19 protein-coding genes are annotated in these 20,759 nt (G+C 70.9%); 6 read left to right on the forward strand and 13 right to left on the reverse strand.

The features are described from left to right. Complete coding sequence (locus ACIBK4_RS31295) at positions 1-1,185, reverse strand: M20 family metallopeptidase (protein WP_399000018.1); 1,185 nt, start codon at positions 1,183-1,185, stop codon at positions 1-3. A 35-nt stretch (positions 1,186-1,220) separates the two neighbouring features. Beyond that, entirely contained in the window at positions 1,221-2,780 is a 1,560-nt protein-coding gene (locus tag ACIBK4_RS31300) for an AbgT family transporter (protein WP_399000020.1), read from the reverse strand. Between the two features lie 113 nt (positions 2,781-2,893). Here ACIBK4_RS31300 and ACIBK4_RS31305 point away from each other — a divergent pair, with 113 nt between their 5' ends. Continuing rightward, entirely contained in the window at positions 2,894-3,919 is a 1,026-nt protein-coding gene (locus tag ACIBK4_RS31305) for an Lrp/AsnC family transcriptional regulator (protein ID WP_399000022.1), read from the forward strand. Positions 3,920-4,082: 163 nt separating this feature from the next. On the opposite strand, the gene ACIBK4_RS31310 is transcribed toward ACIBK4_RS31305, so the two are convergent. Continuing rightward, on the reverse strand, positions 4,083-5,639 hold the full coding sequence (locus ACIBK4_RS31310) for a hypothetical protein (RefSeq protein WP_399000024.1): 1,557 nt from the start codon (positions 5,637-5,639) through the stop codon (positions 4,083-4,085). Between the two features lie 65 nt (positions 5,640-5,704). Continuing rightward, the gene (locus tag ACIBK4_RS31315; RefSeq protein WP_399000093.1) at positions 5,705-6,448 is read right to left on the reverse strand and encodes an IclR family transcriptional regulator; all 744 of its coding nucleotides are present in this window, start codon (positions 6,446-6,448) and stop codon (positions 5,705-5,707) included. A 127-nt stretch (positions 6,449-6,575) separates the two neighbouring features. Here ACIBK4_RS31315 and mhpD point away from each other — a divergent pair, with 127 nt between their 5' ends. The 3 genes from mhpD to dmpG are packed head-to-tail and all read left to right on the forward strand — an operon-like array spanning position 6,576 to position 9,363. Next, positions 6,576-7,418, forward strand: coding sequence for a 2-keto-4-pentenoate hydratase (mhpD, locus tag ACIBK4_RS31320; RefSeq protein WP_399000026.1), 843 nt, complete (start codon positions 6,576-6,578; stop codon positions 7,416-7,418). Beyond that, complete coding sequence (locus ACIBK4_RS31325; protein ID WP_399000028.1) at positions 7,415-8,350, forward strand: acetaldehyde dehydrogenase (acetylating); 936 nt, start codon at positions 7,415-7,417, stop codon at positions 8,348-8,350. The genes mhpD and ACIBK4_RS31325 overlap by 4 nt, the downstream gene beginning before the upstream one ends. Then, positions 8,347-9,363, forward strand: coding sequence for a 4-hydroxy-2-oxovalerate aldolase (gene dmpG / locus ACIBK4_RS31330; RefSeq protein ID WP_399000030.1), 1,017 nt, complete (start codon positions 8,347-8,349; stop codon positions 9,361-9,363). Before ACIBK4_RS31325 ends, dmpG begins: the two co-directional genes overlap by 4 nt. A gap of 6 nt (positions 9,364-9,369) precedes the next feature. Here the strand turns inward: dmpG and ACIBK4_RS31335 are convergent, their stop codons facing one another. After that, positions 9,370-10,221: a helix-turn-helix transcriptional regulator gene (locus ACIBK4_RS31335; RefSeq protein WP_399000032.1), complete on the reverse strand. Its 852-nt coding sequence runs from the start codon at positions 10,219-10,221 to the stop codon at positions 9,370-9,372. Between the two features lie 87 nt (positions 10,222-10,308). Here ACIBK4_RS31335 and ACIBK4_RS31340 point away from each other — a divergent pair, with 87 nt between their 5' ends. Continuing rightward, complete coding sequence (locus ACIBK4_RS31340) at positions 10,309-11,091, forward strand: SDR family NAD(P)-dependent oxidoreductase (protein WP_399000034.1); 783 nt, start codon at positions 10,309-10,311, stop codon at positions 11,089-11,091. Positions 11,092-11,104: 13 nt separating this feature from the next. Here the strand turns inward: ACIBK4_RS31340 and ACIBK4_RS31345 are convergent, their stop codons facing one another. The 6 genes from ACIBK4_RS31345 to ACIBK4_RS31370 are packed head-to-tail and all read right to left on the reverse strand — an operon-like array spanning position 11,105 to position 18,324. After that, the gene (locus ACIBK4_RS31345) at positions 11,105-12,151 is read right to left on the reverse strand and encodes a YbhN family protein (protein WP_399000037.1); all 1,047 of its coding nucleotides are present in this window, start codon (positions 12,149-12,151) and stop codon (positions 11,105-11,107) included. Between the two features lie 31 nt (positions 12,152-12,182). After that, complete coding sequence (locus tag ACIBK4_RS31350; RefSeq protein WP_399000039.1) at positions 12,183-13,205, reverse strand: VOC family protein; 1,023 nt, start codon at positions 13,203-13,205, stop codon at positions 12,183-12,185. Further along, positions 13,202-14,083, reverse strand: a complete 882-nt coding sequence (locus ACIBK4_RS31355) for an alpha/beta fold hydrolase (RefSeq protein ID WP_399000041.1) — start codon at positions 14,081-14,083, stop codon at positions 13,202-13,204. Before ACIBK4_RS31355 ends, ACIBK4_RS31350 begins: the two co-directional genes overlap by 4 nt. Before the next feature lie 10 nt (positions 14,084-14,093). Beyond that, positions 14,094-15,689 (reverse strand): bifunctional 3-(3-hydroxy-phenyl)propionate/3-hydroxycinnamic acid hydroxylase, encoded by a 1,596-nt coding sequence (locus ACIBK4_RS31360; protein ID WP_399000043.1) that lies wholly within the window; start codon positions 15,687-15,689, stop codon positions 14,094-14,096. After that, positions 15,686-16,648: an amidohydrolase family protein gene (locus ACIBK4_RS31365; protein ID WP_399000045.1), complete on the reverse strand. Its 963-nt coding sequence runs from the start codon at positions 16,646-16,648 to the stop codon at positions 15,686-15,688. Before ACIBK4_RS31365 ends, ACIBK4_RS31360 begins: the two co-directional genes overlap by 4 nt. 59 nt (positions 16,649-16,707) lie before the next feature. Next, positions 16,708-18,324, reverse strand: a complete 1,617-nt coding sequence (locus ACIBK4_RS31370; protein ID WP_399000047.1) for an MFS transporter — start codon at positions 18,322-18,324, stop codon at positions 16,708-16,710. 160 nt (positions 18,325-18,484) lie between these two features. Between ACIBK4_RS31370 and ACIBK4_RS31375 the strand changes: the two genes are divergently transcribed. Further along, entirely contained in the window at positions 18,485-19,264 is a 780-nt protein-coding gene (locus ACIBK4_RS31375; RefSeq protein ID WP_399000049.1) for a DUF2993 domain-containing protein, read from the forward strand. 3 nt (positions 19,265-19,267) lie between these two features. Here the strand turns inward: ACIBK4_RS31375 and ACIBK4_RS31380 are convergent, their stop codons facing one another. Both ACIBK4_RS31380 and ACIBK4_RS31385 read right to left on the reverse strand, forming a co-directional pair. After that, the gene (locus ACIBK4_RS31380) at positions 19,268-19,930 is read right to left on the reverse strand and encodes a TetR family transcriptional regulator (protein WP_399000051.1); all 663 of its coding nucleotides are present in this window, start codon (positions 19,928-19,930) and stop codon (positions 19,268-19,270) included. Between the two features lie 123 nt (positions 19,931-20,053). After that, positions 20,054-20,632 carry a hypothetical protein gene (locus ACIBK4_RS31385; RefSeq protein ID WP_399000053.1) on the reverse strand — a complete coding sequence of 193 codons (579 nt, stop codon included), beginning with the start codon at positions 20,630-20,632 and terminating at the stop codon, positions 20,054-20,056. Positions 20,633-20,759: the final 127 nt, after the last annotated feature.

The following is a 20,759-nucleotide window of genomic DNA, read 5'->3' on the forward strand; positions in this document are numbered from 1 at the left end:
TCAGCCCCGCAGCGGTTCCGCCAGCCGCCCCAACAGCCCGGCGACCAGGGCGGTCTGCGCGGGCACGGTATCGGGGTAGATGAACTCCCCCTGCGCATGTGCCCCGTCGCCGACCGCGCCCATCCCGCACAGCACCGGCAGCCCGAGCGCGGCGACGAAGTTGGCGTCACTGGCACCGCCTACGGCCGTGTCGCGCAATCCGTCACGCCCCTGCTCACGGGCGACCTCGCGGGCGAGGTGGAGCAGCGGGGCGGAGGCCGCGTTGAGGGTCATCGGGGGCCGGTTCCAGGCATGGTCGATGTCGATACGGACGCGTGGGTCGCTGACCTCGATGGCGTCCAACTCCTCGTCCACCCGGGCCTGTTCGGCCGCGCTGCTGACCCGGATGTCGACCCCGGCGGTGGCCTGCCCGGCGACGACGTTGATGGCCGAACCTCCCTTGAACAGCCCGGTGTTGATGGTGGTGCCCTTGTCGGGTGCGGCGACCTTCGCGGCGGCGACCACGAACTCGGACAGCGCGGTGATCGCGCTCGCCCCGTCCTGCGGCGCGAGCCCGGCGTGCGATTCGACACCGGTGGCGGTGACGTGGAAGATCCCGGTGCCCTTGCGGGCGGTCTTCACCGCGCCGTGCGCACTCGGCTCAAGGACCAGCGTGACATCGACCTTCTGCGCGACCGCCTCGATCACCGGCCGCGAGGACAGCGAACCGATCTCCTCGTCACCGTTGAAGAGGAAGGTGACGGTGGGCAGCGCCGCACCGCTCTCCCGGGCCAGCTTCAGCGCCCAAATCCCTTGCGCCAGACCGGTCTTCATGTCGAAGATGCCGGGCCCGCTCACCTTCTCCCGCCCGTCCTCGGCCGCCGCCGGCTGCTCCCATCCGGCGAGGGTCCCGGTCGGCCATACGGTGTCGTAGTGCCCGACAAGCGCGACATGCCCGGCACCGGTACCGCCGTAGGTCAGCGTGAGGGTGTCACCGCACTCACCCCCGGGGTGACGCTCCTCGTGGTCGGGCACGCCGAGCCGCCGGACGGTCAGCTCGCGCAGCAGGTCCAGGCCGCTCGCGAGGCCGGGGAGGTCGTAGCTGCCGGTCTCGTGGCGGACGAGGGTCAGGATGTCCTCGACGATCTGCGAAGAGACCTCCTGGGCGCGGGCGGTGAGGGCGGCGGGTGCGGGTGACGCGGTCATGATCTGCCTTCTCGTACGACGGTGGGGACGCGGGTTCAGCTGATGCCGAGCGGGATGCCCAGCAGGTACCAGGCCACGAAGAACGCGACCCAGACCACCCACACGACGGCGGCGATCGGGATCGTGAAGGAGGCCAGGGTGCCGATGCCGGCGGACTTGCGATACCGCTGGATGAAGCCCAGGGCCATGACGAAGTAGGGGCTCATCGGGGTCACGCAGTTGGTGACCGAGTCGGCGACGCGGTAGACGGCCTGGGTGGTCTCGGGCTCGATGCCGATGAGCATCAGCATGGGGACGAGGACCGGCGCGGCCAGGGCCCACAGGGCGGAGCCGCTGGTGATGACGAGGTTCATGAAGGTGATCAGTACGGCGATGCCGACGAGCACGGTCCAGCCGTGCAGGTGCAGGTCGCGCAGGGTCTCGGCGCCCTTGACCGCGAGGATGTCGCCGATGTTCGTCCACTTGAAGTAGGCGAGGAACTGGGCGATCGCGAAGAACAGGACCAGGATCGGCGCCATGGAGCGGGTGCCGTCGACCATCGCGCCGATGCTGTCGCGGGCGGCGGTGAAGGTGCCGGTCATCCGGCCGTAGACGGTGCCGAGCACGGCGAAGAAGACGCCGAGGACGAGTGCCATGCCGCCGATCAGCGGGGAGTTGACGATGCCGCCGCCCTCGCCGCGCAGGGGTGAGGACGAGGGGACCATCGCCGCCGCGAGGAACGCGAGAAAGCCGACGGCGACCAGGCCGGTCGTGCGCAGGGCGCGCCGCTGCCGGTCGGTGACCTCGATCTCCGCCAGTTCCTCGGCGCCCAGCGCGGCGACCGGCTCGTCGGGTTCCAGGTCGGAGCGGCGGGCGAGGACCTTGTCGACGACGAGGGTGATCACCAGCGCGACCAGGACGGACGAGCCGAGGCCGAAGAAGTAGTTGGCGACCGGGGTGACGACGTAGTGCGCGTCAATGGTGTGGGCGGCGGCCGTGGAGATACCGGACAGCAGGACGTCGGTGGTGGTGAGCGACGGTGAGGCGTCGTACCCGGCGGCGATCGAGACGTAGGCGACGACACAGCCGAGGACCGGGCTGCGGCCGGCCGCGCGGAAGACCAGGGCGCCGAGCGGGATGAGGGTGACGTAGGCGGCGTCGCCGGCAACGTGGCTGACCATGGCCGTCATCGACAGGGCGAAGGTGAGGTACTTGCCCGGGACGCGCGCGACCATGCGGCGCAGCAGGGCGGAGAAGAGTCCGCTCTTCTCGGCGACGGCGATGCCGAACATCACCGTGAGGATGGTGGCCAGCGGCGGGAAGGCCGCGTAGTTGTCGACGGCTCCCTCGACGGCCATGGTGAGGCCGTCCTTGCTGAGCAGGTTCTGCACCTTGATGGTCTCGTGCGTGCCGGGGTGCGGGGCACTGAGGCCGGTCGCGGACAGGACGGCGCTGAGGACGGCGACGATTCCCGCGAGGATCCAGAACAGCCAGAAGGGGTTGGGGAGTCGGTTGCCGACCTTCTCGATCGCCGTCAGGCCGCGGAACGCGGTGCGCAGGACTCTCGACTGGGGCTCCGTGGACGGAGGCTGAGGTTGAGCGGAGGTGACACTCATCGGTACCTCTTGGCGCGATGGGGGGATGTTCCTGCGAACAATGGCATCCAGATGAGAGATTCTCTATATCTTGGAAGTAACAGTGGGATTAAACAGCACCTTAGAGTGAGGCCATGACCCGTCCTCTCCTCGACGAGCTCGACCGGCGCCTCATCGGCGCGCTGCACCTGGCGCCCCGGGCCACCTGGGACGACATCGGCGAGATCCTGGCCGCCGACGCCAGCACGCTCAAACGCCGTTACGACCGCCTGCACGAGGCACGCATGGTGCGCGTGATCGGGCAGGCCGACTGGGGCATCCACTCCACGGCGATGCCCGTCCACGTCTTCCTGGACATCACCGGCGAGACCCCGCTCGCGGTCCTGCACCGGCTCCGCGATCTGCCCCACCTCCAGCTGCTGGCGCAGATCTCGGGCGACTACCCGCTCTACGCCGTCGTGCACGCCCCGTCCGAGGCGGCGACCAGCGAGGCCATCGACCGGATGTTCTCCGTGCCCGGCGTCCGACGCGTCAACGCCCTGCCCGCGCTCAGCACACTGCGGCGGGGCATCACCTGGGACCCGCAGTTCCTCACCGACACCGAGCGCGCCGACCTGCTGAAGCTGACCGGCTCCCGCCCCGAGGGCACGGCGACCGCGACGCCCCCGGCGAAGCCGCTCAGCGAGGCCGAGCGGAGTGTCGTGGCCCAGCTGCTCCAGGACGGCCGCGCGTCCGCCGCGAGCATCGCCCGCACCGCCGACCTGGCCACCTCCACCGCGCACCGCGTGGTCCGCCGGGTCCTGGACGAGGGCTGGGTCAAGCCGCGCCTGGAGATCGTGTCGGAGTGGCTCGGCTTCCGGACCGCGTTCATCCTCCGGCTGCGGGTGGCGCCGGGCGCGACCCCCGAAGTGATGCGCCGCATCGACCAGTTGCCCCAGACGCGGCTCGCCGCCCACGTGGCCAGCGACATGTCCGTCCTCGCCACCGGCCTGGTCGCCGACCGCTCCGCCCTGGCGCTGTTCGTCGACGACGAACTGGCAAGGATCCCCGGCCTCCTGGGCGTCAGCGTCGCCGTGATGCTCGCCGAGCCCCGCCGCTACTGGCTGGACCGCGAACTGACCACCGGCCTCGGCACGTTCCACGCACCCACCCTGCTGTGAGCAAGAGGCGGGGGGCCCCCCCCCCCCGCGGGGGGGGGGCCCCCCCCCCCCCCCCACACAAACCACAAACCCCCCCCCCCCCCCCCGGCCCCCCGGGGGGGGGCCCCCCCCCGCGGGGGGGGGGCGCGCCCCCCGCCGCCCTCGACTCACAAGCTCCGTAAGGTCAGCCGGTGCCGAAGGCCCCCGTGCTGTACGCGCACTCCGTGTAGATGTAGCCCGACCTGAGCGTGGCCGTGTCCGAGGCCGGTGTCGCGGTGGAACTGTCGGGACGGTGCACGAAGTAGGTCGTGCCGGTCGGCAGACTGATCGTCTTCTGCGGGTAGTTCTTGCCGGAGCTGCACGGCTTGAAGCCCTTGAGCAGGGTGGTGGTGAGGGAGTACGACGTGCAACTCCCGCAGCCCTTCAGGGTGAAGCTGCCGGTCACCGGCCCGGTGTACAGGACGGTGATGTCGTCCGGGCTGTCGTTCTTGACGGTGACGGAGATGCTGCCGCCGGACGCGGTCGTCGGCAGCTTCTTGCCCGCGGCCGGGACCGTCTGCGCCACCTCGGCGGCGATGGCGATCTTCTTGGCACGGGCCCGGTTCTTGTCGTGCGTGTTGTTCTTCACGAAGTCGTTCATCGTGGTGAGCGCCGAGTCGAAGTCGCCGTCCTTGTACTGGAAGACACCGCACTGATAGGCGCCGGAATCGGCGTGGCTGGTCGCCTGTCGCGCGTCCGCGCTCAACGCGTCGGCCACACCCGTCTGTTCGCCCTCCAGGCTTCCGATCTGGGTGGAGAGAGTCTCCAAGTCCTGGACCGCCGTGCAGGGTTGGCTGCCGGTGACGCCCTTCACCCCGGTGGCGACGGCCGACTTGACGGCCGGCTCGACCTGACGCGCCTGGGACGACTCCGGGAACGTGGCCAGCAGATCACCGAAACTCGTCGACCAGTCCGCGCGTTGGGCGGCAAGACCGGCGGAGCCGCACTCGTACAGCGAGGTCGCCAGCCGCTCGTCCGGCCAGGTGGTCAGCGTGCCCAGTTCCTTCTTGCCGATAGTGCCGGGAACGGTCCGCAGATACTTCAACTCGGGTATCGCGTTGCAGTAGTTCTTCTGCGCGTAGGCGCCGGCGACCGTCGAGTAGAAGGTCTTCAGCCGGTCGGGCACCTTGTCGGCCGCCCGCGAACCGGAGTGGGCGCTGCTGAGGTCGTCGTACACGGCCAGCGCCTGGCGGTAGTGCGGCTCGGCCGCGGAGAACGTCGACTGCCCCGAGTCCGCGACGAGTTGGTCCGCCTTGTCCAACCGGTCGAGGAGCATCTGCTGGGTCGCCTCGTCGCGCGCGTTGTCGTAGAGGACGACTCCCCCGGCGGGTACGGCGAGCAGGACCAGGCCCAGCACGACCGCGACCGGGGTGGGCGAGGGCCAGGCCAGGCGGGTGCGCAGGCCCACCAACGCACCGTGGACGGCGGCGAGTACGAGGAACACGACGTACAGGGTGACGAGGACGCCGGAGACGCCGTCCGGGTCGGCGGGCAGGGCCACCAGAAGGAGCACGACGGTCGCGACCCAGCACACGGCCATGAGCAGCCAGCGGCGCATCAGCGCGTAACCGAGCCCGAGACCACTGAGGTTGAGGAGGCCGACCGCGACGGATCTGAGTCGGTCCGGCGGGGCGGGCGGTGGGGACGACGGCATCGGCGGCACGACGAACCCCTGGACAGAGCCGTACTGATTCTCGGACATGATGTTCCCCCCGTTCAACAATGCCCCCGTTACCGTGACTTGTCAGTGTACGGTCGGGTTCACCGTCAGGACAGTGGGATCCTCGTGGCCCCTCCGCCGCGCAGTACGCGGGACAGGCCGAGGGCCGCCGTCCGTACCGCCGGGGCGAGTTGGGCGGGCCGGAAGCGGGTGCGCGGTACGGCGACGGAGAGGGCGGCGACCGCGGTGTCGCCGGCGAACACCGGGGCCGCGATGCAGCTCACCTCCAAGGCGGCCTCCTGTTCCTCGTAGGAGAGGCCGGAGACCTGGATCTTCTCCAGGGTCATGCGCAGCCGGGCCGGGTCGGTGATCGAGTGCGGGGTGAGGCTCGGCAGCGGGCGGGACAGCACCTCCTCGGTCAACTCGGCGCCGGAGAAGGCGAGTAGGGCCTTGCCGACGGCCGTACAGGTGAGGGGCAGGCTGCCGCCGATGCGGGAGGGCAGCCGCAGCGCCTCGTGGCCGTGGATGCGTTCGAGGTAGACCACCTCCATGCCCTCGCGGACGCCGAGGTGGATGGTCTCGCGGGTGGCCTCGAAGAGGTCCTGGAGGAAGGGCAGGGCCGTCTCGCGCAGATCGCGCCGGTGCGGCACCAGCGAGCCCAGTTCGAACAGCTTCGCGCCGAGCAGATAGCGCGGGCCCGAGCGCTCCAGCCAGCCCAGCCGGACGAGGTCGGCGGCCAGCCGGTGGACCGTGGGCTTGGGCAGTCCGGTGTGCTCGGAAAGTTCCGACAGGCGGTACGGTCCGCCGTTCGGACTGAAGCAGTCCAGGATGAGCGCGGCCTTCTCCAGCATGCTGCCGCTCGCGTTGTTCCGTGTCACGGAACAAACATTGTCCCTTCGCGGGGATGCTGTCTATACCGGGATGCGTACTACCTGTACCTCTCGCCCAGACCCGTACCGCTCCCCCCGGAGGTAACCCGTGCCCACCGTGCCCGACGGCGCCCGTCCGGACCCCGTGTCCCCGGCCGTGGTCAAGGCCGCCGACCTGCTGGCGGAGGCCACCCGTACCGGGGTCGCCTGCCCGCCGGTGCGTGAGTTCCTCGACGGCGGCGATCTGGAGACCGCCTACGCCGTGCAGCAGCTGAACGTCCGGCGCGGTCTGGACGCCGGCCGCCGCATCGTCGGCCGCAAGATCGGCCTGACCTCCCCCGCCGTACAGCGCCAACTCGGCGTGGATCAGCCGGACTTCGGCGCGCTGTTCGCGGACATGGCGGTGCCGGACGGCGGCGAGGTACCCGTCGGGCGCCTGCTCCAGCCGAAGGTGGAGGCCGAGGTCGCGCTGGTCCTCGGCCGGGACCTGCCGGAGCGCGAGTGCACGATCGTCGACGTGCTGCGCGCGGTGGACTTCGCGCTGCCCGCGCTGGAGATCGTCGACAGCCGGGTGCGGAACTGGGAGATCTCCCTCGTCGACACCGTCGCCGACAACGCCTCCTGCGGCCTGTACGTCCTGGGCGCCACGCCCGTACCGCTGACCGCCGTGGACCTGCGCACGGTCACGATGACCATGACCCGGGGCGGCGAGACCGTCTCCGAGGGCACCGGCGCCGACTGCCTCGGCAGCCCCCTCACCGCCGCCGTCTGGCTGGCCTCGGCCCTCGCCGAGCGGGGCGACCCGCTGCGCGCGGGCGACCTCGTGCTGACCGGCGCCCTGGGCCCGATGACCCCGGCCGCCCCGGGCGACGCCTTCGAGGCCCACATCTCGGACCTGGGCTCGGTACGGGTCCGCTTCGCGACCGACGCCACGGAAGGGGACGCCAAGTGACCACGAAGGTCGCCATCATCGGCTCCGGCAACATAGGCACGGACCTCCTGATCAAGGTCCTGCGCCTGTCGGAGACCCTGGAGATCGCCGCCCTGGCCGGCATCGACCCGGACTCCGACGGCCTGGCCCGCGCCCGCCGCCTCAAGGTCGCCACCACCCACGAGGGCGTCGAAGGACTCGTCAAGCTGGACGAGTTCGCCGACGTCGACATCGTCTTCGACGCCACCTCGGCCGGCGCCCACCGCCACCACGAAGAGGTCCTACGGCCCCTGGGCCGCACCCTCGTCGACCTCACCCCGGCCGCCCTCGGCCCGTACGTCGTCCCGCCGGTCAACGGCGACGCCCACCTCGACGCCCCGAACGTCAACATGGTCACCTGCGGCGGCCAGGCCACGATCCCGATCGTCGCCGCCGTGGGCGCGGTCTCGCCGGTCCACTACGGCGAGATCGTCGCGTCCATCGCCTCGCGCTCGGCGGGCCCGGGCACCCGCGCGAACATCGACGAGTTCACCGAAACCACGTCCTCCGCCGTCGAGAAGGTCGGCGGCGCGGCACGCGGCAAGGCGATCATCGTCCTCAACCCCGCCGAACCCCCGCTGATCATGCGGGACACCGTGCACTGCCTGGTCTCCGACTGCGCGACCGAGGCGGTCACGGCGTCCGTCGAGGAGATGGTCGGCCGCGTCCAGGCGTACGTGCCGGGCTACCGCCTCAAGCAGAAGGTCCAGTTCGACAAGGTGGCCGCCGACGACCCGCTGCGCACCCTCGCGCCGGGCGCGGGCGAACTGCTGAAGGTGTCGGTGTTCCTGGAGGTCGAGGGCGCCGCCCACTACCTCCCCGCCTATGCCGGGAACCTCGACATCATGACCTCGGCCGCGCTGCGCACCGCGGAACGCATGGCCGGCCGCATCGGCAAGGAGGCAGCCAAGTGACCCCGTCCCTCTACGTCCAGGACGTCACGCTCCGGGACGGCATGCACGCCGTACGCCACCGCTACACCGTCGGCCAGGCCAGCGCGATCGCCGCAGCCCTGGACGCTGCCGGAGTGGCGGCCATCGAGATCGCGCACGGCGATGGCCTGTCGGGCTCCAGCATCAACTACGGCGTCGGCGCCCACACCGACTGGGAGTGGATCGAGGCCGTCACCGGCGCCGTACAACAGGCCGTCCCCACAACGCTGTTGCTGCCCGGCATCGGAACCGTCCACGACCTCAAGCAGGCCCACGCGCTGGGCATCCGCTCGGTGCGGGTCGCCACGCACTGCACCGAGGCCGACATCTCCGCCCAACACATCGCCGCCGCGCGGGAGTTGGGCATGGACGTCGCCGGGTTCCTGATGATGTCCCACATGGCCGAGCCCGCCGAACTCGCCCGCCAGGCCAAGCTGATGGAGTCCTACGGCGCGCACTGCGTCTATGTCACCGACTCCGGGGGCCGGTTGACGATGGACGGGGTCCGCGACCGCTTCCGCGCGTACCGCGAAGTCCTCTCCCCGGAGACCGAGTTGGGCATCCACGCCCACCACAACCTCGCCCTCGGCGTGGCCAACACGGTCGTCGCGGTGGAGGGCGGCGCGATCCGCGTCGACGCCTCCCTCGCGGGCCAGGGCGCGGGAGCGGGCAACTGTCCGCTGGAGGCGTTCGTCGCGGTCGCCGACCTGATGGGCTGGAAGCACGGCTGCGACCTGTTCCCGCTCATGGACGCGGCCGACGATCTCGTACGACCGTTGCAGGACCGCGAGGTGCGGGTGGACCGCGAGACCCTCAGCCTCGGCTACGCGGGCGTGTACTCCAGCTTCCTGCGCCACGCCGAGACCGCGGCCGAACGCTACGGCCTCGACACGCGCAGCATCCTGGTCGAGGCCGGGCGCCGGGCGATGGTCGGCGGCCAGGAGGACATGATCACCGACATCGCGCTGGACCTCGTGGCGCGGGCCGAAAGCTGATCTCCGTCAGGGGCTGATGTCCATGCTCTGCGTGCCGATGACCGACAGCAGCCGGAGGGCGCTCTCGGACGGTGAGCCGGGGACGGTCGTGTAGATCACGACCCGTTGGTCGCGGTCGGTGATGTCGAGGACGTCGCAGTTGACGGTGACCGGGCCGACCATCGGATGCTGGAAAGTCTTGCAGAAGGTGGGCGCGGCGGCCACGTCGTGGGAGTTCCACAGCTCGCCGAACTCCTCGCTCCCGGCGAGGAGTTCGGCCACCAGGTCGGTCAGTTCCGGGTCGTCGGGGTAGCGGGCGGCGGTGGCCCGCAGGTCGTGGGCGGCCCGGCGGGCGAACTCGTCGGTGTCCGACACTCCGTACAGCCGCCGTCCGTTCGGATGCGGCCCGAGAAACACCCGGCGCACCAGGTTGCGGTCGCGCCGGGGAAGTGCCGAGAAGTCCTCCATGAGGGCGGCCGCGAGATCGTTCCAGGCGATCACCTCGTGAGTCGCGGACAACACGAACGCGGCGGCCTGCGGCAGCCGGTGCACCAGGTCGAGGATGCTCTGCCGCACCTCGCGCGAGGGACCGGGCGGCGGGCCCGGCGGCACGCCCGCGAGGTGATGGAGGTGGTCGCGCTCGGCGTCCGTCAGGCGCAGGGCGCGGGCCAGCCCGGCCAGTACCTCGCGCGACGGATGCGGGCCGCGCGCCTGCTCCAGCCGGGTGTAGTACTCGGTCGAGATGAACGCCAGCTGCGCCGCCTCCTCGCGGCGCAGCCCCGGGGTACGGCGGCGCGGTCCCGCGGGCAGCCCCACCTCGGCGGGGGTGATCCGCTCACGCCTGCTGCGCAGGAAGTCGCCAAGTTCTCGTCGGTCCACTCCCCCAGTGTGTACAGGTGTCGGCGCGTGCATCCAGGTACTGCCGGTGCCTGGATCAGCATCACCGGTCGGCGCAGGCTCGCTGCCATGACCAACACACCCACTTTCCCCTCCCTCGGCCTGCTCTCCGGCAAGGTCGCCTTCGTCACCGGCGCCGGACGCGGAATCGGCGCAGCAGCGGCGCGACTGTTCGCCCGGGAAGGCGCTCAGGTTCTGCTGGCGGCCCGGACGGAGGCCCAGCTGAAGACAGTCACCGAGGAGATCCGCGAAGCGGGCGGTACCGCGGACTACGTGGTCTGCGACCTGGCCGACGCGACCAGCGTGCGCGCGGCCGTCGACCGGACCGTGGACCTGTACGGCCGCCTCGACGTGGCCTTCAACAACGGCGCCACGATCCAACGCCCGGGACCCATGGACGAGTTGCCGGAGAGCGACTTCGACCACGTCTACGACGTGAACCTCAAGGGCGTCTGGCTGGCGATGGTCGCCCAGGTCGCCGCGATCCGGGCCACCGCGGGAACCGGCGCCATCGTCAACAACTCTTCCGTCGGCAGCCTGATGGGCAACCCCGAACTGCCCGCCTACGGTGCGATGAAGCGCGCGGTCAACAGCCTCACGGAGTCGGCCGCCGTCACGTACGGCCCGGAGGGCATCCGCGTCAACGCCATCGCCCCGGGCGGCACGCTGACCGAGATGATCCGGACCTGGGAAGCGGACTCTCCCGGTCTCCTGGAACGCATTACACACACTCCGCTGGGGCGCATGGCCGACCCCGACGAGATCGCCCAGGCCGCGGCCTGGCTGCTCAGCGACCGCGCGTCCTTCGTGACCGGCACGGTCCTGCGGGTCGACGGCGGCGCGCGGGCCTGAGCGTCCGTCGCCACTAGACGGCGGGCTCCCGGCGGTTGTGGCGGCGGATGATCAGCCACGTTATCCAGCCGACGCCGATGATGAACCCGAAGCTGATGATGCGGTAGAGCACGACCGTGGCGATCGCCGTACTGGTCGCGACACCGCCCGTGACCAGTCCGAGAATCAGCGCGCTGTCGATGAGGCCGAGGCCGCCCGGGATGATCGTGAGGGTCCCGGCGGCCATGCCCGCGCAGAAGGCGAGCAGCAGTTGGGCGCTGCTGATCTGCGTGTCGCTGACGGCGTGGAAGCAGAGCCACAGACAGCCCGCGTCCAGCAGCCAGTTGAGTACGGCGAAGACGGCGGCGGCGACCGCGTGCCAGGGTTCGAGCCGGGCCGTACGGAGCTGCTCGACGAAGCCGCGGATGCGGTCCAGGCCCTGGGTCTCCGGAAGGTGCCGCAGCCGGTTGACCCTGGCCAGTGCGGCGCGGGTGGCCGGTTCGACCTTCTCGGGGTGGCGGGTGATGCGCCGGATGCCGACGGTGAGCAGCAGCACGGCCAGGCCGAGAGTGACGAGGCTGTGCCACTGGAGGCTGCCGTCGGAGGCGATCGCGGAGATCGCGGTGACGACGGCCAGGGCCGCAGCGGAGAGCAGGCCGGACAGCGCGATGCACCAGGAGGCGATGGCCGGGGTGGCTCCGAAGCGGCGCATCTGCTGGTAGTTGAAGTGCGTGGAGAAGGCCGGGCCGCCCGGCAGGGTGACGCTCAGCGAGTGGGCGGCGTAGGCGAGGGCGACGTGCTTTTGGATCGGCACGATCACCCCGGCCGAGCGCAGGAGCCGGCGTTGCATGCGCGCGTAGCAGCCCATGGCGGCCACTTCGGCGACGAGCGCGACGGCGAACCAGTTCAGCCGGGGTGCGCGCAGCTGTGACAGGGCGGAGGCCAACGACGGCCAGCCCAGCACCAGTTCGGTGGTGAACAGCGCGAGCAGGACCGTGATCACCACCGGGCGCAGCCAGCGTCGGATGTGACGCGGGGCCGCGTCGGCCGGTTCGGTGGCGGTGGTGTCCGGAGCGTGCACAGGCAGGACCGTCGATTTCGTGAAGTGAGCTTCAGCCGTCGGCGTTGCCGGCACCGCTCAATGCGGGAACGGCGTCCTCCGAGCGGACGAGGGAGCGGGCGCCGAGGCGGAACTGTGCCAGTTTATCCACGATGGTCCGACCGACCGGCGTGTGCCCCCAGATACTGATGCCCTGATGGGTGCCGGGCTCCCAGGTCGCCTCGTCCACGACGACGGGATTCCAGCCGACCTCCCACTCGAAACCCGACGGAGTACGGGCGTAGTACGACAGCTCCTTGTCATTGGTGTGCTGCCCGACGGACAGCGCCATGTCAAAGCCGAGTTCGCACACACGCTGGTAACTCCGCGCCAGGTCGTCGAGCCCGGCCGCCTGGATGTTGAGGTGCTGGACGCGGGTGCGGACCGGGTCGACGGGCAGCCCGCCCACGGCGGCGACCGCGACGGAATGGTGCCGCTCGTTGACCCGCAGGAAGCGGATCTTGAGCTTGACGCCGCTGATGGTCTCCTCGATGCAGTCCGTCAGCCGGGCGTCGAAGACCGTGTGGAAGTACCCCCGCACCTGGGTGGGCTTGGTGGACGTGATCGCGACATGGCCCATCCCGGAGTCGCCGGTCACGAACCCGGAGGCCAGCATGCGCAACGGCTCGGCGGACCGCACGGGAGTCGTGTAGATCTCCTGCGCGATGCCCTTGGGCCCGGGAAAACGCACGAACCGCTCGACTCCGCGCAACGCGGCCTCCTCGGCGGTCCCCGCGACGACCGGGACGCCGTGGGCCCGCACCCGGGCCTCGATCCGCTCGAAGGCGCCATGGTCGTCGACCTGCCACCCGGTCGCTACGACGTCCTCGGCCGGCCCGCGCCGCACCAGGAACCGGCACTCCTGCTCGTCGAGGCGGAACCGCATCAGCCCGGTGTCGAGGTCGTCGTGGTGCATCCCGATGGCGTCGGTGCCGAAGCGGCGCCAGTCTGCGAACCGCTCGGTCTCGATGACGATGTAGCCGAGGTGGACCGAGCCGAAGACGGAGGCGGTGCGGGGTGCGCTGGACGGGCTCATCGCCGCCCCGCCAGGAAGTCGGCGCACACCCGGTTGAACAGTTCGGCGCGCTCCCACTGCACCCAATGCCCGGTGTTGGCCACCCGGTAGAGGTCGCAGTTGGGCATCCTGTCGGCCAACAGAGCACCTCCGGAAGGCCTGTTGACCTTGTCCGCCGCACCCCACAGCACCAGCGTCGGCACCGGCAGCCGCGACAGCCGCCGATCCCGGGTGAAGTCCGTCTTCCACAGCGTGCGCAGGGCATCCCGCCCGGACGGCCGCCGCAACGGCGGGGCGGCGACCACCTCGGGATCGATGCTGGCCGCGTAGCGCGCGTCGATGACGGCGTCCGGCACCTCGGCCGCGTTGAAGACGAGGTAGGTGCGGATGAACTTCTCCAGCTTCAGCCGCGAAGGCCCCTCCCCGGAGTAGTAGTTGAGCAGGCTGTTGAGCCCGGGGGTGGGCAGGGCACGGGTGGTGCCGATACCGCCGGGCCCCATCAGGACCATGCGGTCGACCCGCTCCGGGGTGTCCAGGGCCAGCCGCAGCGCGCAGGCGCCGCCGTAGGAGTTGCCGACCAAGTGGGCCTTGTCCAACCCGAGTTGGTCCATCAGTCCACGGATGCCGTCGGCCAGGTACCCGAAGGGGTCTGCGCCGTCGATGCCCTTGGTGCTGCGCCCGTAGCCGGGCAGGTCGGGCACGATGACCCGGTACTCCTTGGCCAACTCCTCGATGTTGCGGGAGTAGTTGGAGACACCCGAGGCGCCGGGTCCGCCACCGTGCAGCAGCAGTACGGACGGCCCCTCCCCCAGCTCGGCAACGAAGATCTTCTTGCCGGCGATGTCGAGCAGGGACTCCTGCATCGACGGAGGGGGAGGCGATGCGGTGCGCTTGGTCATGCTGGATTCCTCACTGCGTGGTCGAGGCGGTCGTGCACGGCGTCAGGGTGAATCCGGCCGGGGGCGGCGGGAGTTGGGCCCCGGCGCGGGCAGCGGCGTAGACGTACGCGTCCGGGCGCAGGGCGAGCGTGGCCGCCCGGTGCTCGGTCAGCCAGGGCAGCAGCACGCCGTCGCTGTCGACGAGGGTGCCCTCGGCGGGACGGGATCCGGCGGGCGTGACGGTCAGCGAGGCAACGCCCAGGCGTTCCCAGGCGGGTTGGGGCGTGGGCGATCCGGCGTGCAGGAGCAGCCAGCGGCCGCCGAGCGCGTCGTCCAGGCGGACCCGCTCCCCGTCCTGTCCGGTCACCCAGGGCTGCGGAAGCTGATGCCCGGAGGCCTTGGTGCGCGGGCGTGCCTGGAGACCGTCGGCGTAGTGGGCGACGGGTATCCAGTTGGAGTCCTGCAGCCACTTGCCGAAGCCCCGTATCCGGTTGAGCGGGCGCAGGACCGCGTCGCGCAACCGGGCTGCCGCGGGCCGCCGTTCGGTGATGATCCGGCCGACGAACACCGCCCGCCGGGTCACCTCCTTGACGTGCGGCTTGCGTTCGGCCTCGTAGGAGTCGAGGGCCGTGTCGGGTAGTTCGCCGCGCAGTACGGCGGCCAGTTTCCAGCACAGGTTGGCCGCGTCGCGGACGCCTGCGGCCATGCCCTGGCCGATCCAGGGCGGCATCGCGTGGGCCGCGTCACCGGCGAGGAAGACGCGGCCCACCCGGAAGCGGGCGGCAAAGCGCACATGGTGGCTGTAGACGGTGGCCCGCAGAACCTTGACGTTGTCCCGGCCGATCCCGTAGCGGGACACCAGCTCGTACACCGCGTCGTCGCTGGTCAGTCGGCGTTCGTCGTCACCCGGGAGGATCGGGAACTCCCAGCGGTGATGGCCCAGCGGTGTCGGGCAGTCCACGGCCGGCCGGGCCGGATCGCAGCGGAAGCGCAGCCGGTCGTGGTCCGGCCACGGCTTGAGCATCTCGGTGTCGATGACGACCCAGCGGTCCTCGTACGTCCGTCCCTCGTAGCCCACGTTGAGCTGCGCGCGGGTGAGGCTGGAGCCGCCGTCGGCGGCGATGACGTAGGAGGCACGCAGGCGTCGTACGGAGTCGTCGGCGGTGGCGAGCACCGTCAACTCGACGCTGTCCGGCCCCTGTTGGACCCGCAGGCACTCGTGGCGGAGCAGGATCTCCACGTTCGGGTAGCGGTCGACGCCGTCGCGCAGGACGCGTTCCAGGGCGGGCTGGTAGATGAACATCTGCGGTGGGTGCCCGTGGCCGCGCGGGGTCGGGTGCGCGGTGAGGAAGGCGCGACCGCGGGCGTCCACGAAGTCGACGGGGCGTTCCGGGAGCATGTCGAGCTTGAGCCGTTCCGCCAGGCCGACGCGCTGCCAGATGCGGACGACCTCCTCGTCGGTGGAGATGGCCCGGGCCCGGGTGAAGATCTCGGCGTCGCGCTCCAGCACGACGACCCGCAGGCCCAGCGCGCCCAGGAGGTTCGCGGCGGTGACTCCCGTGGGGCCGTAGCCGATCACCGCCACGTCGTAGACGCCGTCCTCGGCGCGGGCTCGAACTCCGTTCACCGGGCTGCCACTTCGTCGCCTCTGCCGTACCGGTTCTTGAAGAGTTCCTTCGCGCTCCCGGAGTTGATCGCGTCGAGCCGGCCGGGCTCGAAGCCGTCGTAGCCGTCGAGGAGGGAGTCGAGGATTCCGCCGCTCTCCTCGGGGGCGAAGGGGAAGTCGCTGCCGTAGAGGATGTGTCCGGGTGCGGCGAAGGCCAGCAGGGAGGGCAGGGCGGCCGGGGTGGAGGACAGCGCGGTATCGAAGTAGAAGCGCTGGAGGTCGGTGAGGATGCCGAGGGGTGTGGTGCCGGGGTTGAACTGGGCACCGGCGGTGAACCGCCAGGCGGCGTACGGCAGGAAGCCGCCCGCATGGGAGAGGATCACCTTCATCCGGGTGTGCCGGCTCATCACGCCGTTGAGCGTCATGTGCACCGCGGTGCGCGTGGTGTCGAACGGGAAGTCCAGCAGCGGGCTGGGCATGCCGTCGAGCATGGGTATCGGCGGTGCGGTGGGGTGGACGAAGACCACGGCGGCACGGGCGTCCAACTCGGCCCAGAGCGGCGCGAATTCCTTGTCGCCGAGGTAGCGGCCGTGGATGTTGGACATCAACACCACGCCGTCCGCGTGCAGTTCGTCCAGTGCGTACGCCGTCTCGGCGAGCGCGCCGTCCACGTCGGGCAGCGGGACGCTGGCGAAGAAGCCGAAGCGGTCGGGGTGGTCCTTGGCCAGTTCCGCGCTGTATTCGTTGACGGTTCGGGTGATCGCGCGGGACTCCGTGTCGTCGCCGAAGTGGGTGCCCGGCGAGCTGATCGAGAGGATGCCGGTGGCTATGGACCGGCGGTCCATCATCTCGAGCGCGCTCTCTGCGTCCCAGGCGGGCGTGGGCCAGCCGCCGGCCGTCATTTCATGACGGTCCATCAACTTCCGGTAGGCGGGCGGGAGGAGGTGCTGGTGGACGTCGATGCGGTACGGGGTGGACATGTTCTCTCGCTTCCTCGTCTTCGGGCGGGCCTGCCAATGGGCGGTGAGTGTCGAGGAGTTCAGACGGAGTCGGCGTGCTCCTGCTCGCGACCTGTCTCCGCCGCCGCCTCCTTCGACTCGGGCACATTCGTGGCTCGGCGCCCTGGCAGGACCGCGAGGACGATCAGCGTGCCGGCGGCCATGATGATCCCGCCGACCAGGCTGGTCTGCGCGACACCGTGGGCGAAGGCCTCGTGCACGGCGTCGACCAGGGCCTGTGCCTGCTGGGGTCCCGCGGAGGGTGTCTTCGCGATCTGCTGGGCGACCGCCAGCCCGCCGCCCACCGAGTCCCTGGCGGTGTCCAGCGCGGCGGCGGGAAGGTGGCCGCCGACCAGGTCGGTCAGCTTGTCCTTGTAGGTGGTGCCCAGCAGCGAGCCCAGGATGGCGATGCCGAGGGAACCGCCCAGTTCAAGCGCGGTGTCGTTGGCGCCGCCGCCGACACCCAGCTCGTTCTCGGGGAAGGAGCCCATGATCGTGTCCGTGGCCGGGGAGACGCTCAGCCCGATCGAGAAGCCCAGCAGCATCATCGTGGGCAGGAAGTCGACGTAGGTGGAGGCCTTGTCAACCTGGGTGAGCAGGAGGACGCCGACCGTGCCGAGCACCATGCCGGTCACGACCATCGGCTTCATGCCCAGCTTGGGAGTCAGCCGCCCGGTGACCACGGCGCCGAGGAACACGGCACCGGCCAGCGGCAGCAGTCGTACACCCGTCTCCAACGCGTCGTAGCCGAGGACGAATTGAAGGAACTGCGTGGCGTAGTAGATCGCGCCGAACGTGCCGAAGAAGAAGAACAGGACCGCCAGCATCGAGCCGCTGAAGGAGCGCTGCGCGAACTTGCGGACGTCGAGCATGGGGTGCGGGTGACGCAACTCCCAGGCCACGAAGGCAGGTACGCCGACGGCGGCGACGACGGCCGCGGTGACCGGACCCGCGCCCCAGCCGAAGTGCGGGCCCTCGATGATCGCGTAGACCAGGCTGCCGACCGAGACGATCGAGAGCAGACCTCCCACGTAGTCGATACGGCCCATCTTCTCCGCCTTGGACGGCGGGACGAGGACGAGGGCGCCGACGACCGCGGCGAGGGCGATGGGCACGTTGATCAGGAACGTGGAGCCCCAGGCGTGGTCCTCCAGCAGCCAGCCGGCGACCAGCGGGCCGAGGGCGATGGCGAGCCCCGAGGTCGCGGTCCAGGCCGTGATGGCCCGCGCCCGCTCACGCTTCGGGAAGATCGCGACCAGCAGGGACAGCGTGGCCGGCATCACCACCGCCGCGCCCACACCCATGACCGCGCGGGCCGCGATGACCAGCCCGGTCTCGTGGACCAGGCTGCCCGTCACCGATCCCGCGGCGAAGATCACCAGGCCGACGAGGAGCGCGCCACGACGGCTGTACTTGTCACCGATCGCGCCCAGCACGAGCATCAGCGCGGCGTACGGGACGGTGTAGCCGTCGATGACCCACTGGAGATCACTGCTGCTCAGGCCCAGGTCCGCGGTCATGTCGGGGGCGGCCACGATCAGCGAGGTGTTCGCCATGACCACGATCAGCAGGCTCAGACAGAGCACGATCAGGGCGGACCAGCGCCGTGCGTACGGCCCGGTCATCTTGTCGACGGGTGTGGTGACGAAGAGCGGCATCGGGGACTCCAGGACGGCATTAATTGCTCACTGATGTGCAGGATAATTTATTGCTCACTGATGTGCAGGATAATTTATTGCTCACTGATGTGCAAATATGCCGAGGCAGGTCGGCCCTCCTAGGTTCACCGCCTGCGACCGTCCCACCGAAGGAGACCCCGTGCACGAGCCCTACGAGCCCTACGAGCCCTGGGATGCGCTCCGCCCGGCCCGCGGGAACCGGCGCCCGGTCGTCATCGCCGTCGGCGCACTCCTCGCGCTGCTCCTCGCGGCCGTCGCCGTCGACCGCTTCGCGACAGCGCGGGTGGAGTCCCGTACGGCCGAGGCGTTCCAGGAGGGCATGCGCACACCGTCCGCGCCGGAGGTCCACGTGCGGGGCTTCCCCGTGCTGACACAGCTGGCCTCCGGCACCCTGCGGCACGTCGACATCACCGCGCACGACCTACCGGCGAGCGACACCACCGGTCCCTTCCCGGTGAGCGAACTCGCCCTACGGCTCAAGGAGTTGAGGAGGTCCGACGACGACACGGAGGCGCTGGCCCGCTCGGCGGAAGCGACCGCGCTCCTGTCCTACCCGGACGTGTCCGACGCCCTGGGACTGGAGATCTCCCGGGGCAGCCGGCCCGGCCAGGTCCACGCGACCGTCCCCCTGCCCACCGGCGGCCATGCCACGGTGACGACGACCGTCTCGGTCCTGTCCGGCAACCGCATCGCCTTCAGGGACTTCCAGGTCACAGGCGGTGTGCTGCCCGAACTGGGGCGAGCCGCGCTCACCACGGTCTTCGAGCGGCCGATCCAGCTCCGCAACATCCCGCAGGGCCTGCGCCTGCGCTCGATCACCACGACAGACGCCGGGCTCAGCGCCCGGCTGTCGGGCGAGTCGGTCACCTTCCGAGCCGACGACGCTTCACGCATCAACTCGCGGTACAGCGGCGCCTGATGCTCAGTCGTCCGCGACGGCCCCGCCCGTGGGCGCGACCTCGTCCACCACGACCCGCGCCTGCTTCTCCGGCACCCCGGCCGCGATGAGCGAGGCGACCGCCGCATGTGTCCCGTCGTCCTCCAGCTCCCCGGAGTTGACCTCTTCGAGCAGGGCGATCGCCATGGCTTCGAGTCCGGCGCTCAGCACGACGGCCGGAAGCTGGGTGTGGAAGACGCCGTCGCGCTGGCCCCGGTCCAGGATGGCGGTGGACGCGCGGCGGGCCGGTGACAGGATCTCGGTGACACGCTCCACGCCCAGGTCGCGCCGGGCCAGCGCCAGGAGGAGCCGGTAGCGGTCGCCCACGGTCCACATCGACAGCACGAAGCGCGCGTACGACCGCTCGGCCGACTCCGGCTCCGCACCGGACGCACCCGACGGCGCCGGATCGGCGGGCAACGCGGCCCGCAGGGCCTCCGACGCCTCCTCGGCCAGCGCCTCCAGCAGCGCCTCCCGCCCGGGGAAGTGCCCGAACAGCGTGCGCCGTACGACACCGGAGGCGCGCGCGAGCTCCTCCAGGGTGATGTCCGGGTTCAGGCCGAGCTCCCGGCGGGCCGTGGCCAGGATGCGTTCCCGGTTGGAGCGCGCGTTGCTTCGCTGGGGGACTCGGGCCGGGGGCTTGGTCACGGACAACCTCGGTGAAGTGCGGGAGCTACGGAGCGGTGGGGCGAGCGGTACGTCCAGTCTGGCACGCACCCTCGCCCCGGGGCGGCGCGGCACCGCGGGCGGCGGCCGGCCTCCCCGCCGTCCTCAGTAGTAGGCGCGCAGATAGCGGTCGAGCCGGGACCGGGCGTTGTCCACGCTCAGCCCGAGCGCCGTGCCGAGCGCCTCGCCCGGCACATCGTCGGCCTGTGTCCCGTACGCCGCTTCCTTGCCGACCCGGGCGGCCATGCGCTCCAGCATGGCCACCGCCTTCAGCGCGGCCACCGGCGCCGTGTCCGCGAGCGCGTCGAGCCGCGCATCCAACTGCTCCATCAGATCGGAGAGTTCCTCCGGCAGCGGGACCGTCCGGCGTTCGACCGCGTGGATGTGTTCCCACCACTCGTCGTAGGCGTCGGAGGTGTCCAGGTCGTCCAGGTCGTGGTCCTCGACCTGGTCCCAGTCGATGGGATGACCGTCCCCGCGCCACCCGCACGCGCAGGAGGCCCGCCAGGCGGCCGCCTTGGGCCGGCCCATCCAGCCGTTGTAGGCCCACCACTCACGGGTCTCGAACATGGAACTGCCGCTGCCCACATCGATGTACACGGACTTCGGCTCACTGCCGTCGGCGAGGACCGCCCCCACGATGCCCTCGTGGGACTCCCCGAACTCCTCACTCCGCCACGCCACAACTCCCCCTTCCGGCAACCCCGCGACGGCCGGGGGGGGGGGGGGGGGGGGGGGGCGGCCCCCCGCCGGCGGGGGGGGCCCCCCCCCCCCCACCCCCGGGGGGGGGGGGGCCCAACCCCCCCCCGGT

Source organism: Streptomyces sp. NPDC050528 (assembly GCF_044457795.1).
GTDB lineage: Bacteria > Actinomycetota > Actinomycetes > Streptomycetales > Streptomycetaceae > Streptomyces.

Excerpts from the sequence above, each read along its gene's own strand:
- ACIBK4_RS31295 (WP_399000018.1), bottom strand. The coding sequence starts at position 1,185 with ATGACCGCGTCACCCGCACCCGCCGCCCTCACCGCCCGCGCCCAGGAG.
- ACIBK4_RS31300 (WP_399000020.1), bottom strand. The coding sequence starts at position 2,780 with ATGAGTGTCACCTCCGCTCAACCTCAGCCTCCGTCCACGGAGCCCCAG.
- ACIBK4_RS31305 (WP_399000022.1), top strand. The coding sequence starts at position 2,894 with ATGACCCGTCCTCTCCTCGACGAGCTCGACCGGCGCCTCATCGGCGCG.
- ACIBK4_RS31310 (WP_399000024.1), bottom strand. The coding sequence starts at position 5,639 with ATGTCCGAGAATCAGTACGGCTCTGTCCAGGGGTTCGTCGTGCCGCCG.
- ACIBK4_RS31315 (WP_399000093.1), bottom strand. The coding sequence starts at position 6,448 with ATGCTGGAGAAGGCCGCGCTCATCCTGGACTGCTTCAGTCCGAACGGC.
- ACIBK4_RS31340 (WP_399000034.1), top strand. The coding sequence starts at position 10,309 with ATGACCAACACACCCACTTTCCCCTCCCTCGGCCTGCTCTCCGGCAAG.
- ACIBK4_RS31350 (WP_399000039.1), bottom strand. The coding sequence starts at position 13,205 with ATGAGCCCGTCCAGCGCACCCCGCACCGCCTCCGTCTTCGGCTCGGTC.
- ACIBK4_RS31355 (WP_399000041.1), bottom strand. The coding sequence starts at position 14,083 with ATGACCAAGCGCACCGCATCGCCTCCCCCTCCGTCGATGCAGGAGTCC.
- ACIBK4_RS31365 (WP_399000045.1), bottom strand. The coding sequence starts at position 16,648 with ATGTCCACCCCGTACCGCATCGACGTCCACCAGCACCTCCTCCCGCCC.
- ACIBK4_RS31370 (WP_399000047.1), bottom strand. The coding sequence starts at position 18,324 with ATGCCGCTCTTCGTCACCACACCCGTCGACAAGATGACCGGGCCGTAC.